Genomic DNA, 16,519 nt, shown 5'->3' with positions numbered 1-16,519 from the left:
GACGTAGTCGTTAAAAATGCGTTTATTCATCAATGCATTCGACCATAAATGTGCTTAGTCATTAATTGAATCATTAACTTAACATAAGTGTAGGCTTGGAACGATGCATTTTAGGTGCGGTTTACCTCTTCATCCAATGCCATTAATTCATGAGACGTGATTGGTTTATGAGCAATAAAACTCCATTAGTGTTTGCCATGGTTGCCGGAGAACTCTCAGGCGATATTTTAGGTGCAGGTTTAATGGCTGCGCTGCAAAAGACCCATCCCGATGCGCGCTTTGTCGGTATCGGTGGACCCCGCATGGAAGCCCTAGGCTTCAAATCCCTGTTTGCGATGGAAGAACTCGCAGTGATGGGAATCGTTGAAGTGTTATCCCGTCTACCTCGTTTATTAAAAGTGCGGTCATCCTTGATTAAAGAGATCACCGCGCTTAAGCCCGATTGTTTTATTGGTATAGATGCACCGGATTTTAATATAGGCCTCGAGCTTAAACTCAAAGCGTGCGGTATTAAAACCGTTCATTATGTGAGCCCATCCGTGTGGGCATGGCGCCCAAAACGTATATTCAAAATCGCGAAGGCGACCCATATGGTGTTGTCGCTATTGCCTTTTGAGAAAGCTTTTTATGACAAGCATCAAGTACCTTGCACCTTTGTGGGTCATACCTTAGCGGATGATATTCCGTTGCGAAGTGATAAAGCGGCGGCGCGCCAGTTACTCGAACTCGATGCCGATGCAGAATATTTAGCGATTCTACCGGGATCCCGTGGTGGCGAGTTAAAGCAACTGGCTGAGCCTTTCGTGAAGGCGGCTTTACTGATTAAACAGAACTTCCCTGATATACGTTTTGTGACGCCACTGGTAAATCAAAAGCGCCGTGAGCAATTTGAGCAAGCGTTGAAGGATTTTGCACCCGATCTCGAAATTCATATGGTCGAAGGTCAGTCGCGCGAAGTCATGGCGGCTGCCGATGGCATTTTATTAGCATCTGGTACCGCGACGTTAGAAGCCATGTTGGTCAAGCGTCCAATGGTGGTGGCTTATCGTGTTAGCCCTATGACCTATTGGATTGCTAAGCGCATGATGCAGGTCGAGCGTTTTTCTTTACCGAATCTACTGGCTGGAAAAGATCTCGTCCCTGAGCTCATTCAAGAAGATTGCACGCCAGAGAAAATAGCTGCGGCGGTCACAGTCGAGTTAAATCGAGATTTTACGCCGCTCAAAGCTGAGTTTGATGCCCTGCACCAAGTGTTACGCCGTGATGCGAGCTTAAAAGCCGCTGAAGCGGTAATGGCACTGGTTGAGCCTAAACCAAGTCATGCTAAATCGCTGGAGGCTAACTAGTGGCAACTTTTAAAAGTTTAACTGACGCCGATTTGCTGGCCTTTTCGACGGGTTTGATTGCTGGTGTGGATGAAGTCGGCCGTGGGCCTTTAGTTGGTGATGTGGTGACTGCGGCTGTGATTTTAGATCCAAACAAGCCCATCAGTGGTCTGAATGATTCCAAGAAACTCAGTGAGAAGCGTCGCGAAGCTTTGTTTGATGAGATTTGTGAAAAAGCCCTGTGTTATCACGTGGGCCGCGCAAGTCCTGCTGAAATCGATACGCTTAATATCTTGCATGCCACTATGTTGGCAATGCAGCGCGCGGTTGCAGGGCTTAAGATTGCGCCTGCGTTGGTGTTAGTCGATGGCAATCGCAGTCCGGCATTTGTTGCCCATAATGGCGTCTCGCTTACCAGTCACAGCATCATTAAAGGTGATGGTTTAATTGCCAGTATTAGTGCCGCATCGATTATCGCCAAAGTGACGCGGGATCGTGAGATGGATGTGCTCGATGCTGCTTATCCGCAATACGGTTTTGCTAAGCATAAGGGCTATCCGACTAAGGCGCATTTTGAGGCCATCGCCGAACATGGGGTGTTTGACCAATATCGTAAAAGTTTCAAACCCGTCAAGGCATTACTGGGACTGTAAGCTGTGCTCCCAAGCTACCTGAAGATACGAGTTTCAGGTTGTTTGGGTATAAGTTCCCGTTATCCAGCAAAGTCACTGGCTCTGGCTGCGTGACTTTGTTAGTCTGCTTTCTAGTTATTGTTAACCTGCTATTCAAAGATAATCCTAATTATGTCCGATCCTCGTTTTGTGCATCTTCGTGTCCACAGTGACTTCTCTATGACCGATGGCGTGGCCAAGGTCAAGCCTATTTTGGCGCAGGTGGAAGCGCAGGGAATGGCTGCGGTCGCCTTGACTGACCAAAATAACTTTTGTGGTTTGGTGAAGTTTTACAGTGGTTGCCATGGTGCGGGGATCAAGCCGATTATTGGTGCCGATTTTTGGATGCAAGTGCCCGGATTTGAAGGCGAATTATGCGCCTTAACCATCATTGCGATGAACAATGTCGGTTATCAGAATCTGACCCAAATCATCAGTCAAGCTTATTTGCGTGGCCAAGTGGCCGGCCGTGTAGTGATAGACCAAGAGTGGTTACTCACTTATAACGAAGGCATTTTGCTGTTATCGGGCGCCAAAGAAGGCGATCTGGGTAAGGCACTGCTCAAGGGCAATGGCACACAAGTCGAATCTTTATGCGACTTTTATCAGACCCATTTCACTGACCGTTATTTCCTCGAACTTATCCGCACGGGTCGCCCCGATGAAGAGCGTTATCTGCATATGGCTGTGGCCTTAGCGCAGGAGAAGGGCATCCCTGTGGTGGCCACTAATCAGGTGGTGTTTCTTAAACCCGAAGATTTTGATGCCCACGAAATTCGGGTGGCAATTCACGATGGCTTTACCCTTGCCGATCCTCGTCGTCCTAAAAAATACAGTGAACAGCAGTATTTGCGTAGCGAAGAGGAAATGTGTGAACTATTCGCCGACATTCCTGCGGCGTTGGCGAACAGTGTCGAAATCGCTAAACGCTGTAATGTAACGATCCGTTTATACGAATATTTCTTGCCCAATTTCCCGACGGGCGATATGTCCATTGAAGACTTTCTGGTCGACTGTTCGAAGAAGGGTCTTGAAGAGCGGCTCGAGTTTTTGTTCCCTGATCCTGAGGTGCGCGCCGAGAAACGCGGCGAATACGATGAGCGCCTCGACATTGAACTTAAAGTGATCAACCAGATGGGGTTCCCCGGTTACTTCTTGATCGTGATGGAGTTCATCCAATGGGGTAAAGATAACGGTATTCCAGTAGGGCCTGGTCGTGGCTCGGGCGCGGGTTCACTCGTGGCCTATGCGCTTAAGATTACCGACTTAGACCCATTGGAATTTGACTTACTGTTCGAGCGATTCCTCAACCCTGAGCGGGTTTCTATGCCCGACTTTGACGTCGACTTTTGCATGGATAGACGTGATGAAGTGATCGACCATGTGGCCGAATTGTACGGCCGCGAAGCGGTATCGCAAATCATCACCTTCGGAACTATGGCGGCAAAAGCGGTTATTCGTGACGTGGGTCGTGTGCTGGGTCATCCCTATGGCTTTGTTGACCGAATTTCTAAACTCATTCCACCAGAACCTGGGATGACGCTGGCGAAGGCTTTTGAGGTCGAGCCAGCCCTGCAAGAATCCTATGATGCCGATGAAGACGTAAAAGATCTGATCGACATGTGTCGCAAGCTTGAAGGTGTGACGCGTAACGCGGGTAAACACGCGGGGGGAGTGGTGATTGCACCGACTAAAATTACCGATTTTGCGCCGCTCTATTGCGACGCAGAAGGTAAAAACCCAGTAACGCAATTCGATAAAAACGACGTCGAAACCGCAGGTTTAGTTAAATTCGACTTTTTGGGTTTACGTACTTTGACAATCATCGACTGGGCACTGGAAATGGTGAACAAGGTCGAGGTCAAAAACGGTCGCCCACCTGTGCGTATCGAAGCGATTCCGTTAACGGATGCGGCATCTTTCCGCTTGTTGCAAAAATATGAAACCACAGCGGTATTCCAGTTGGAATCCCGCGGTATGAAGGATTTGATTAAACGTCTGCAGCCCGACTGTTTCGAAGACATGATCGCACTGGTGGCATTGTTCCGTCCTGGGCCTTTGCAATCGGGCATGGTAGATAACTTCATCGAACGTAAGCATGGGCGCGAAGAAGTGTCTTATCCCGATTCTCAGTACCAGCATGAATCACTAAAAGAACTGTTATCACCGACCTACGGCATTATTCTGTATCAAGAGCAAGTGATGCAGATTGCACAGGTGTTGTCGGGTTACACCCTTGGCGGCGCCGACATGTTGCGCCGTGCTATGGGTAAGAAAAAGCCCGAAGAGATGGCCAAGCAGCGCAGTATCTTTAAAGAGGGCGCAATCAATAACGGCGTCGACGGCGACTTGTCGATGAAGATCTTCGACTTAGTGGAAAAGTTCGCCGGCTACGGTTTTAACAAATCTCACTCAGCCGCCTATGCGCTTGTGTCTTATCAGACCTTATGGCTAAAAACCCATTATCCTTCGCAGTTTATGGCGGCGGTAATGTCGGCCGATATGGATAACACAGATAAAATTGTGACCTTGGTCGATGAATGCGAGCGTATGGGATTACCGCTCATTCCTCCGGATGTGAACAAAGGCTTGTTCAAATTTACCGTCGATGATGATTTGCGCATTGTTTATGGCATTGGCGCCATTAAAGGCGTGGGTGAAGGTCCAGTTGAATCGATTTTAGAGGCGCGTAAAGATGGCCCCTTCGTGGATTTATTCGATTTCTGTGCCCGTATCGATTTGAAAAAGCTCAATAAGCGCGTGATTGAAAAGCTGATCTGCGCGGGCGCACTCGATACTCTAGGGCCGCATCGTGCGTCTATGATGGCAACCTTGCCCGAAGCGATTCGGGCTGCTGATCAACATGCCAAAGCCGAGGCGATTGGCCAACACGATATGTTTGGTTTGCTCAACAGTGAACCCGAAGACAGTAAGCAGCAGTTTGTCGAATGTACCCCATGGCCAGATAAAATTTGGCTCGAAGGCGAGCGCGAAACCTTAGGCTTGTATTTGACTGGTCATCCGATCAATCAATATTTAAAAGAGCTTAAGCATTACACGTCCGGTCGCTTGAAAGATGTGCATCCCACCGAACGCGGTAAAACTGCTAAGGCTGCGGGGTTAGTGGTGGCAACGCGAGTGATGCTGACCAAGCGCGGATCGAAAATGGGCCTGTTGACACTCGATGATAAGAGCGCACGTCTCGAAATCATGTTGTTTACCGAAGCCTTTGAAAAGTTTAATCATCTGCTGGAGAAAGACCGCATCCTCATTTGTGAAGGTGAGGTGAGTTATGATGATTTTGCCGGCGGTAACCGTATGACGGCGCGTAACATCATAGATATCAGTGAGGCGCGCAGCCACTTTGCCAAAGCGCTGGAAATTGATATGGATGGCAGCGAGTTAACACCATCGGCGTTAGACACTTTCGAGCAAGCCCTAAGCCCGTGGCGTAACGGTGCTGTGCCTGTGGTGATCAATTACACTCAAGCTCAAGCCAAAGGTCAGTTTAGGTTAGCCGATGCTTGGCGAGTGAATCCGACCGATGACTTGATGCTCTCGCTCGAATCGCTCCTCGGGCCAAACAAGGTGAGAATTTTATTCTAATGTTGGCGAATGTCTTAGGTGTAAACAGATGAAGTTAACTTATGTCGGCTAAGCGTGACGAAGCGTTGACTGCTGGCGATCTCAGCGCGCATATCTGTGATTTTTTGGCAGCGCAATCCTTAGCGCCTGACAGCAAGTTAGTGCTGGCTTACAGTGGCGGAGTTGATTCCGAAGTCTTGGCCTTTGGTTTAAGCCAGTTTGCACGGCAACATCCGGAGTTTAATTATCAGCTAGTGTATGTACACCATGGACTAAGCGATAACGCTGAGGCTTGGGCACTGCATTGCCTTGAGCGGGGCCTGTATTACGATCTGCCCGTGACGGTTGAGCGAGTCACGGTTAATCGTGGGCCAAGATTGAGCCTTGAAGCCGAAGCGCGCAAAGCGCGTTATCTGGCGATTGAGCGGCATTTAAGTGCCAATGATGTGTTGCTGACGGCTCACCATGAAGACGATCAGCTTGAGACTATCTTACTGGCACTCAAGCGGGGTCAGGGGCCTAAAGGGCTGGCGGCCATGGGACAAGTGCAAGCATTAGCACATGGCAGACAACTGCGGCCGTTATTGGATATCAGCCGTGAGCAAATTGAAGCCTACGCAAAACAGCAAGGCTTAGTGCATATCGAAGATGAAAGTAATCAAGACGATAAGTACGATCGAAATTTTTTACGCTTAGAAATCATTCCCCGCTTAAAAGCGCGTTGGCCGAGTATTGCGACAACTGCGAGTCGCAGTGCGGCATTGTGCGCCGAACAACAGGCGACGCTGGATTTACAGGTGAGTGAACGTTTACCTTTATGGTTAACCCAAGCGCCTTACCATACTCAAAGTGTATTCAAGCTCGATGGTTTTGCCGAACAGTCAGTCGACTGGCAAGCGTTACTCTTACGTGGCTTTATTGAATCCCAAGGTTTTGCTTTGCCCTCAAAGGTGCAGCTTAAGCAAATCATCACTCAGCTTCTTAACGCGAAAGACGATGCTAAAGTGCATATTCGAGTGGGTGAGTGTGAAATCCGTCGCTTTGCTAATCAAGTCTATTTATTCAAGTATCAAACTCACAAACGTCACACTCAGCCTGTGAGTTGGACCTTGCCACAGCATGACTTTATTTCTTTATTACAGGGAGATAGTACCGAATTAGTCGTGTCGCCTGCGGGCTTAGCGAATGGTGAGCAGATTAGGCTGATAGTGACAAAGCAAGGTCCCAGAGTCCGTTTACCTTGGCCTGATGAAGTCGTTAGTGTGCGTTATCAACTTGCGGGGCAATTTCGCTGCCACCCGCATTCTCGGGGTAAGGGGCGAGAATTAAAGAAACTGTGGCAAGAGTTTGCCATTCCGCCTTGGGTACGCGAAAAGGTGGGGTTTGTGTTTTATGGCGAGCAACTGGTGATGGCAATTGGACTGTGGGTTGAAAAGGGCTTTATTGTTGAGTCGAATGGACTTGGTTTACAGGTGTTTGTTGAGGAAGCAAAGGAATTCTAGTCGAGAGTTAATCTTGGAATATTGGTGTGTTCTAGGAAAGCGAGAGGAGAGTGGAACGCAGCGCGTCAGTTTGATTTAGACCTTTATGGGGTACGCGCTGCGAGTGAGTTATCGCATTTCATTTGGCATCCCTGCGCGTGTTAAACTAATTGATTTTGGCTGAGTTTATAGCAGTTACGTCCGGCGGCTTTGGCTTGATAAAGCGCCTTATCGGCAAGTTCATAAAGTTGTTCGGCTTCAATGGTATCGTGTGATTCTGCCGCCCCTAAACTACAGCTCACCCCAAATTGATTGAAACTACTGTGCTGATTGATTACCGAGACAATCCGTTCACATAACAAGCCAGCCGCATGAATATTGCCTTGGACAATAATGACGAATTCATCACCACCAATCCGGAAGGCTTGATCTGTGTTGCGTATGGTTGCACGAATGATGTCACCAAATTCCTTCAGAATATAGTCACCACATTTATGGCCGAATTTATCATTAAGTTGTTTAAAGTTATCAAGATCGAGCACTATGAGAGCGACTGCTCCTTGTTTTCGATGGGCTCTGGCGGTCGCATTACTGAGACTCTGACTGTAATAATGGCGATTGCCTAAGCCAGTGAGCGAGTCAAACATAGCTTGCATCGACATTTCTTGATATTGCAACGCATTTAATAAAGGTTGCAATAACAGCGGTTCAATATCCTGTAAGTTTGAGGTTTGTGATGGCGTAAATGGCGTCACCAGTTGGTACTGAATCGTTAATGGCATTCCTGCACACATGAGCTGTCGTTTGACGCTGATACCATAACGTTTGCCCCAGCTGAATTTGTGCTCGCCATAGGTTAAGCGCACGCCTTGGATCGGCAAGTGTTGTCCCAGCACTTTGCCATAGCAGGCAAAGACTGTCCTAGGATCTAAACTGGCGTGCAGTTGTTGGATCACTTGTATCAAGTCCAATGGATTATCATTGGGACTATAATGTTCTGTTTGATAGCGATATTCGTCGGGATACAGCTCGGTCGCTAGGCCAAAGTCCATAATCATCACTCCAGCAAATGTTAGTGCGATACATCTCTAACCTAGTCTAAGCAAATACCGTGCCGCAATATTTGTTAATAAAATTTGTCTTTGTTAGTCATTCAGTTAAGCTTAAAACTCAGCGTTAGATTTTTTGACACGTCAGCATTTTGACAGGAGTCATAGCCCCAATGGAACATAGCTTTTTAATCCAAGTATTACTTATGCTCGTGATTGCCATTGTGGCCATTGCTGTGCTGCGTCGTTTGGGCCTACCCGCAATTCTGGCTTATTTACTCACAGGGGTTGTGAGTGGCCCGAGTGGTTTTCACTGGTTTACCCAGCATCAAATGCAATCTGTCGCCGAACTTGGCGTTGTGCTGCTGATGTTTACCTTAGGCTTAGAGTTCTCTGTGCCGCGGCTGTGGGCCATGCGCCGGACCGTATTTGGCTTAGGCAGTGCACAGATGGTGATAACGACCTTGTTGACCATGGGCGTTGCCCTATTGTGCGGCCTGAATTGGGTTGAAGCCTTGGTTATCGGTGCAGCCATCGCGTTGTCATCTACTGCTATAGTCCTTAAATTACTCAATGAACAGGGATGGCTGAGGCGCCGCCATGGCGAACTCTCCGTCAGCGTGCTTTTGTTCCAAGATTTAGCGGTTGTGCCGTTGTTGATCCTATTGCCATTACTGGCCAATGGCGGCGAACCTTTGATGGTCGCGGATATCGCCTTTGCCTTGCTCAAAGGCATATTGGCCTTTTTCCTCTTAATGGCGTTTGGTAAGTGGGCGTTGCCGCGGATATTTGATGAGGTTGCGCGTTCTCGCTCCAATGAGCTGTTTGTATTATCGACCTTAGTCGTTGCGCTTGTCACAGGGGCTTTTACTCAGTGGCTAGGATTATCTATGGCGCTGGGGGCATTTATGGCGGGTATGCTGCTGGGAGAAAGCCAGTATCGCCGCCAACTTGAGGCGGATATACGACCGTTTCGTGATCTATTGATGGGGCTGTTTTTCATCTCCATTGGCATGATGCTGGACTTTACCTTAGTGATACGTTTCTGGTGGCAGATACTGCTGATCTTAGTGGCTGTTGTGCTAGGTAAGGCGCTGATCATTCATGGCATTTTAAGATTAGTAGGTGAGCCTTTTCGAATTGCGATGAGTACGGCTATGAGCTTAGCTCAAGTGGGGGAGTTCAGTTTTGTGGTATTGGCTTTAGCGGTCAACTATCAACTTTTAAATAATGAGATCAGTACCATATTAGTCATGGTCGCCGTGCTTTCCATGGCAATAGCTCCTTGGTTAGTTCGTCATAGTGTGGATATTGCTAAGTGGGCGCTGGGGATCCGTCAGGCAAAGCATGTGGATGAAGCTGTGCCATTGATGATGGATGATCATGAGCTGGTGATGATTTTTGGTTACGGCCGAGTAGGACAAACCATTGCCCGTTTTTTAAAAACTGAAGCTGTACCTTATCTGGTATTGGATCTCGATCCAACGCGCGTCACTGAAGCGCGTCGTGCGGGCGAACCTATTTATTTCGGTGATGTGTGTAAACGGGCAATTTTAAAACAAATGGGCGTTAAACAGGCCAAGATGATCGTTATCACTTTTTGTGAGTCACGTAGTTTAGAAGAAGTCTTACCTTTATGTAAGTTATTGGCACCAGAGGCTAAAATTTTAGTTAGAACCAAAGACGACAGCGATCTAGACTTGCTTAAAAAGGCGGGAGCTAATCAAGTGATCCCAGAGTCTTTAGAGGGGAGCTTGATGTTAGTATCGCAGGTACTACACCAATGTGGTGTGCCATTGGCACGGATCCTAAAACGGCTAGAATCTGAGCGGCGCAATCATTATCAATTTTTACACGGCTTCTTTTCCGGCACAGAAACTGATTTTACTTTAGAGTCATTGCATGCGGTGGCATTACCGCGTGGGGCTGATGCGATTGGTAAAACCGTTGCCGATATCCTGTGGGAAACATTGAAAGTAGAGTTAAGGGCGATTCGTCGCAATGGCGCCGAAGTGGAACATCCTGAGCAGGACTGGGTTTTTCGTGCAGGGGATATCTTACTGATAGTGGGTAAACCACGGCGACTTGAGAAAGCTGAGGCTAAGCTCCTACATGGCTAAAGGCCTGAGGGTCACTCTTTTGAGATGGATGAAAATGCAGATATAAAAAATGCCGACATAGTGTCGGCATTTTTGTCTGGAACTTGTTAACTTAAATTAGACAAAGTCTAATTACAGAATAACTACGTTCGCAGCTTGAGGACCTTTTTGGCCTTGTTCGATGTCAAAAGAAACCTTTTGACCTTCAGCAAGAGTTTTAAAGCCTTCTGAAACGATTGCGCGGAAATGAACGAATGCGTCAGCGCCACCATTGTCAGGAGAAATAAAACCAAAACCTTTATCTTCGTTAAACCATTTAACTACACCAGTAGTTTTAGACATGAATGTCTCCAAAATTTTCAAACAAATAATTCGCAATTATGCGGTATGTTAGCCAGAAATAGAATTATTTACATTGATGATAAGTTATGAGTGGAAAGCTTCATGACAGCAAAAAAAATATTACAGGCGTAGCGAAGGTTTTCAAATACATAATATTGCTTATAAATAGGTCTGAATCACAGGCCGGAGTGCAGATTAACATACTCTAGGGGTTTGTATAGTTTTATTTTTAAATACCTCTCATATTGAAACTGCTTTTTTGCGACTTATTGAGTGCGTAATTAGATATAACTATTAATATTCAACTATTTAGATTTTGTTTTTGATTGTTATCTAGTGTGAAAGTTTTTTTATGTTTGCCACGACTGACTTGCGATTAACCTTTCAATCCGTTCCATTAGGTTTAAATGCGGCTTGTATGCTTAGGTAAGGATTCTGTCATGATTCGTTACGTTATTGAATTGTTGCTTATTTGTGGTTAATGGTATTCTCGTCATCCTATAAAAACGTGCTTGAGCTATGGATTCAGGGCGATAACTTTAGATTGAATATAATAAGAATGGAGAATGACGTTGAAAACAGTACTAAAACGGATTGGACTTGGCTGCTTAGTCTTAGTGCTGTTATTAGTGGCGCTGGCCGCCCATGAATGGTTTGCGAAAAAGCCGTTTTTCTTTCGCGCGTTTTTAGACCGCAGTGTGGTCAAGATGGCTTTCGAAAGCCCTGAGACCTTGACTTCATTGGGATTCTTGGAATCGGTAGGGATTACAGGCCATAACGCAGAGTTGGATGACGATAGTCCTGAGGCGATGGATAAGACTTTCGCGCAAGTGCGAGATCTGCGTGAAACCCTATTGAGCTATTCCGATGCGGATTTAGATGAAAATCAACGTATCTCCAAGGATATCGCCCTATATCTTGCCGATTTTGCGCTGATCTCTGAGCCGTATCGTTACCATAACTATCCGCTGAATCAGTTGTTTGGCGTGCAAAACGGTTATCCCAGCTTTATGCAGGCGCAGCACCAAGTGCATTCTGTGGGCGATGCTGAAAACTATCTGTCGCGTTTACAAAAGGTGAAACTTAAGTTTGCGCAAACTCTCGAAGGCTTAAAAATTCGTGAGGCTAAGGGGATTATCCCGCCAAAGTTTGTGATTGAGCGTGTTCTGACCGAGATGAATGAGTTTGTCGCGACGCCAGTGCAAGACAATATTCTCTACAGTTCCTTCAAAACTAAATTGGCTGACACGGATATCAGTGCCGATGAGCAAGCACGGTTATTGGCAGCGGCGGAAGCGGACATTAAAGGTTACGTGCATCCAGCGTATCAATTATTTATCGACTACCTTACCCAGCTACAAGCCAAAGCTGGGACGGATGATGGTTATTGGGCGCTGCCAAATGGCAACCTTGCCTATGAGCAATTGCTGAAGTTCTTTACGACCACTAATTACACTGCGGACGAAATCCATGCCAAAGGGGTCGCTGAGGTAGATCGCATTCAAAATGAAATCATGACTATTTTAGCCGCTGAAGGTTACGATGTGAGCCAAGGTTTCTCGGTCGCGATTGAAGCATTAGCCGCCGATCCTAAGTTTTACTACGAGGATAGCGATGCGGGTAGGGCGCAAATTTTGGTTGATTATCAACATATTCTTGATGAAGTGAATGCGGGACTCGGTGATGCCTTTCGTATTCGACCCGAAGCGGGCATGGAAGTGGTGCGTATTCCTGAGTTTAAAGAGAAAACAGCGCCAGGTGCCTATTATCAGCAGCCCGCGATTGACGGTAGCCGTCCAGGGCGTTTCTATGCCAATTTATATGACATCAAGGCCACGCCTAAATACGGTATGCGCACTTTAGCCTACCACGAGGGGATCCCTGGGCATCATTTCCAAATTGCAGTGGCGATGGAGTTAGAAGGTATGCCACTTATTCGTAAGATGGCGCCTTTTACGGCGTACATTGAAGGTTGGGCTTTATATAGCGAACGTTTGGCGTGGGAACTTGGTTTTCAAAAGGATCCCTTTGATAATATCGGTCGTCTGCAGGCAGAGTTGTTCCGCGCTGTGCGTCTAGTAGTAGATACAGGTATTCATCATAGCCGTTGGACTCGCGAGCAAGCGATTGACTATATGAAGAAAAATACTGGCATGTCCGATCGTGATGTCACGGCAGAGATTGAGCGTTATATCGTTATGCCAGGCCAAGCGACGGCCTATAAAGTCGGCATGATGAAAATTCTCGAACTGCGCGAAAAAGCCAAGTTGGCCTTAGGTGATAAGTTCGATCTCAGGGATTTCCACGATGTAGTTCTGAAGAATGGTGCAGTTCCTTTGGATATCTTAGAAACACTGGTCGACCGCTACATTGCTGATAAAAAAAGTGCTGATACAAAAAATGCTGAGGCCAAAGCCACTGACGCTAAAGCGAAAGTTTAGCATTTGGTTGTAACAGTTAACGCTCAGTAATTGATAATAAAGTATTACTTATCAATGACTTTTCTCTGGATGAGACCCGTTCCCTGTCTGCGGATAAGTTTGTTATTTTATCCTGCGGGCATGGTGGGGCTGTCTATCTTGGCTATCATTCTGGCTTTCGGCCAAGGCTTTCAATACAATCCCACACAACTTATTGATAAATGTCGCGCGGCAATGGCTTGCTATTGCTCGGAGTTGATATTTTTAGTTTCAAGGTTTTTACATGAATCGCTTGTCCCCCCAAGATCCTATCCAATTGACTCGAACCACGATTGAGTCATTATTCACGCCGCCAACCTTAATGCGCGCCCGTGATTATGTGATGAAGGGACGGGTGTTGAGCGCCAAAGCGAACGCCGATTTTCGTCATATTGAAGGTCGTGTCATGGGGACGGAATCCCAGCCCTATCGGCAGGATATTCGCCTTGTCAGCATGAACCATAAGTTGATCATGAATGGCTTCTGTTCATGTCCCGCCACTGGGCATTGCAAACATATTGCTGCCGTACTTTACAGTTTACTTAGCGATAGAACCGTTGAAGATCAACGTATTGCTCAGTGGTTACATCTGCTAGACGAAAGTGATGATCTCACGGTTTCAAATGTCGATTTACTCTACGACGATCGCGTGCTGTACGTGTTATCTAAAGATGATAACTGTGTCTTTCTTGAGCTAAGAAAAGGCAAGTTGGCGAAGAATGGTGGCTATAACAAAGGCTCGAAAATCGCTTTATCCGACGTGCAATATTACATGCCCGCTTGGATTGGTGCTGAAGACGTGCTCATCATCAATCTCATCATGTCTACCCGTCGCCACGGTGCCTCTCGTCTGTATCTTAAAGCTCAGTTAGGTGCCATGGCACTGGAAAAAATGCTCGTCACTGGGCGGTGTTTTTGGGAGGAGAGCCGTTTACCGCTCACCCGAGGTGAAGCGAGCAAGCCTGAATTCATTTGGCTAGATAAGGATGCCGAGCATAAACAAATGCAGTTAATGCTGCCCAATAAAGACAATTGGGAGCTGATCCCCTGTGAGCCACCGACTTATATCGATTTAGATTATTTTAAAGTGGGCGCATTGGACACAGAGATCAGTGTTGAAAAGCTGTTATTACTCAGTCAGATGCCGCCAGTGCCTAGCTCACAGATTGAACTGGTGAGCCACAAACTGATTAAGCATTTTTCGGCGAAAACGGTACCTACGCCTGCTTTGATTGATTTTGTCGAGCTGCAAGTGCCGCTTCAAGTTAGGTTGACCTTAACCTCGCAGGATTTACCTGAGTTTGCTATGGCGCAGCCATTAGTGCTGTTGGAATTTGTCTATCAAGACGTGGTGCTCGGCGGCCAATATCCCGACGAGCCCTTGTCCTTAGTCACTCATCAAGGCAAAACCTATCAAGTCGTGCGTCAACTCGATGCGGAAATGGATGCGATTAATCGTCTGATGGCATTGGAACTGGTGGAGCTGGCGCCTTCTTTTATCCCTAACAGTGGCAGCTATGTCAGTATTTGGGGGTTAGGTTCACTGCCTGAAACGATTGATGTTTGGTTGCACTTTATTCAACAGGAAATCCCGGCGCTAGAGGCTTTAGGTTACCAAGTGCATTTTGCCGACAATTTCAGCTTAAATGTCATTGAGACTCCGCTGGCGATTGAGCTGGATGATACGCAAGAGGGGTGGTTTTCTCTGTCACTGAATGCTGACATCGATGGTCAAATAGTGCCTATGCTGCCCTTAATTGCCACTTGGCTTAAGCAGTACGGTGAGCCCGCCGATGATGCAGAACTGCTGTTGCCCAGCCCAAATGGTGATTGGTTAAAAGTCAAAGCCAGCGTGATTAAGCCGCTGATCAGCATTATTTTAGAACTGTTCGATAGCCACAAAGGCAATAGCGTGTCTTTGCCTAAATACCGTGCCCACCTATTAAATGATTTTGCCGACAGTGATATTCGTTTGCTTAATGGTGAACGAGTGCGCAGTTTAGCGACTAAGCTCGAAAATTTTAACGGTGTGTTAGAGGTCACAGTCCCAGACAACTTAAATGCTGAGTTACGCCAGTATCAACAGCAAGGCTTAAATTGGCTCTGTTTCTTAAAGGAATATCAGCTTGGCGGTATTTTGGCCGATGATATGGGGCTGGGGAAAACCATTCAAACCTTGGCCTTTTTACTCAAGCAGCAAGAACTAAAACCCGCAGGGGCTAACCATGCACCGAGCCTCATTATTTGCCCAACCAGCTTGGTGGGCAATTGGGCGAAAGAAGCCGCGAAATTTGCGCCATTGTTAAAGGTAGTCGTTATTCATGGCGCCTTGCGTAAGCCTTTACTCGAACGCTTAAATGAGTTTGATATTGTGGTGACGACCTATCCGCTGATCGTGCGCGACAGTGACTATTATCAACAGCATGTGTTTGAACATATCGTGCTGGATGAAGCGCAGCAGATAAAAAATGCGCAGGCGAAAGTGACTCAAGTGATTAAAGATCTTAAAGCGCCGTTTAGATTGTGCCTGTCGGGTACGCCGCTTGAAAATCACTTAGGTGAACTTAAGTCCTTGATGGATTTTAGTTTGCCAGGATTACTCGGTACTAATGCTTTTTTTAACAAATCCTTTAGGCACAAAATCGAACGTTATGGCGATATGGAGCAAGCACAAATCTTGAGTCAGCGGATTGCGCCTTTTGTGTTGCGTCGAACCAAAGATGAAGTGGTCGGTGAATTACCCCCTAAAACCGAAATTTACCAGAGTTTAGAGTTAGAAAAAGATCAGCGTAATCTCTACGAGAGTATTCGACTGGTGATGGAAAAAAAACTGCGGGATTTATTTGCCACTCAAGGCGTTGGTAGCAGTCATATCGAGTTTCTTGATGCCTTACTTAAGCTACGCCAAGCTTGCTGTGATCCGCGCTTGGTGAAGTTAGAGCAAGCGCAGAAAGTGAAGAATAATGCTAAGTTAGACTGGCTAAAACAGAACTTGCCCGAGATGGTGCAAGAGGGGCGTAAGATATTGATTTTCAGCCAGTTCACTAGCATGCTCAGCTTGATTGAAGCTGAGTTGGTGGACTTGGGGCTCGATTACAGTAAGCTCACAGGACAAACTCGCCTGCGCCAAGCGCAGATAGATAAGTTCCAAGAGGGCGATACACCTGTGTTCTTAATCAGCTTAAAAGCGGGCGGCACTGGGCTCAATCTCACCGCGGCGGATACTGTGATCCACTATGATCCCTGGTGGAATCCGGCGGCGGAAAAACAGGCTACGGATAGAGCCCATCGTATCGGCCAAGATAAGCCAGTGTTTGTTTATAAGCTGATTGCAGAAGGTACAGTAGAAGAAAAAATCCAAGAAATGCAGCAGCATAAGCAAAGTCTGGCGGACAGTATTCTCGAAGGTAAAGGCAAGGGCACATGGCAAGGAAGTGCCGATGAACTGTTATCGCTCTTTAGCTAAATCGTGGCCAGTTTTCTAAATTGATTGAATCATTTGACTGAG

Annotated in this window: 9 protein-coding genes; 7 read left to right on the top strand and 2 right to left on the bottom strand. The window is 46.8% G+C overall.

Translation table 11 applies throughout. The annotated features are described in order from the left end of the window. Nucleotides 1-167 precede the first annotated feature (167 nt). From lpxB to tilS, 4 genes are all read left to right on the top strand, one after another. Nucleotides 168-1,346, top strand: a complete 1,179-nt coding sequence (lpxB, locus tag GWI56_RS17195) for a lipid-A-disaccharide synthase (protein ID WP_198573603.1) — start codon at nt 168-170, stop codon at nt 1,344-1,346. Further along, nucleotides 1,346-1,978: a ribonuclease HII gene (gene rnhB / locus GWI56_RS17190; RefSeq protein WP_168823176.1), complete on the top strand. Its 633-nt coding sequence runs from the start codon at nt 1,346-1,348 to the stop codon at nt 1,976-1,978. Before lpxB ends, rnhB begins: the two co-directional genes overlap by 1 nt. A 150-nt stretch (nt 1,979-2,128) precedes the next feature. Next, the gene (gene dnaE, locus GWI56_RS17185) at nt 2,129-5,602 is read left to right on the top strand and encodes a DNA polymerase III subunit alpha (RefSeq protein ID WP_198573602.1); all 3,474 of its coding nucleotides are present in this window, start codon (nt 2,129-2,131) and stop codon (nt 5,600-5,602) included. A gap of 41 nt (nt 5,603-5,643) precedes the next feature. Continuing rightward, a complete protein-coding gene (tilS, locus tag GWI56_RS17180; RefSeq protein WP_198573601.1) occupies nt 5,644-7,083 on the top strand; it encodes a tRNA lysidine(34) synthetase TilS in 1,440 nt (479 codons plus the stop codon). A gap of 140 nt (nt 7,084-7,223) precedes the next feature. On the opposite strand, the gene GWI56_RS17175 is transcribed toward tilS, so the two are convergent. Further along, nucleotides 7,224-8,114: a GGDEF domain-containing protein gene (locus tag GWI56_RS17175; RefSeq protein ID WP_105249714.1), complete on the bottom strand. Its 891-nt coding sequence runs from the start codon at nt 8,112-8,114 to the stop codon at nt 7,224-7,226. Between the two features lie 170 nt (nt 8,115-8,284). On the opposite strand from GWI56_RS17175, the gene GWI56_RS17170 reads away from it, so the two are divergent. Then, the gene (locus tag GWI56_RS17170) at nt 8,285-10,231 is read left to right on the top strand and encodes a monovalent cation:proton antiporter family protein (protein ID WP_173245826.1); all 1,947 of its coding nucleotides are present in this window, start codon (nt 8,285-8,287) and stop codon (nt 10,229-10,231) included. Between the two features lie 111 nt (nt 10,232-10,342). On the opposite strand, the gene GWI56_RS17165 is transcribed toward GWI56_RS17170, so the two are convergent. After that, nucleotides 10,343-10,552, bottom strand: coding sequence for a cold-shock protein (locus GWI56_RS17165; RefSeq protein ID WP_006080998.1), 210 nt, complete (start codon nt 10,550-10,552; stop codon nt 10,343-10,345). Between the two features lie 566 nt (nt 10,553-11,118). On the opposite strand from GWI56_RS17165, the gene GWI56_RS17160 reads away from it, so the two are divergent. Together GWI56_RS17160 and GWI56_RS17155 are read left to right on the top strand one after the other, a co-directional pair. Continuing rightward, entirely contained in the window at nt 11,119-12,993 is a 1,875-nt protein-coding gene (locus GWI56_RS17160) for a DUF885 domain-containing protein (RefSeq protein ID WP_242068429.1), read from the top strand. 262 nt (nt 12,994-13,255) lie between these two features. Next, the gene (locus tag GWI56_RS17155) at nt 13,256-16,477 is read left to right on the top strand and encodes a DEAD/DEAH box helicase (RefSeq protein ID WP_198573600.1); all 3,222 of its coding nucleotides are present in this window, start codon (nt 13,256-13,258) and stop codon (nt 16,475-16,477) included. Nucleotides 16,478-16,519 lie beyond the last annotated feature (42 nt).

Source organism: Shewanella sp. DW31 (assembly GCF_015767295.1).
Classification (GTDB): Bacteria; Pseudomonadota; Gammaproteobacteria; order Enterobacterales; family Shewanellaceae; genus Shewanella; species Shewanella oncorhynchi.
This window is presented reverse-complemented; position numbering and strand designations above follow the sequence as displayed.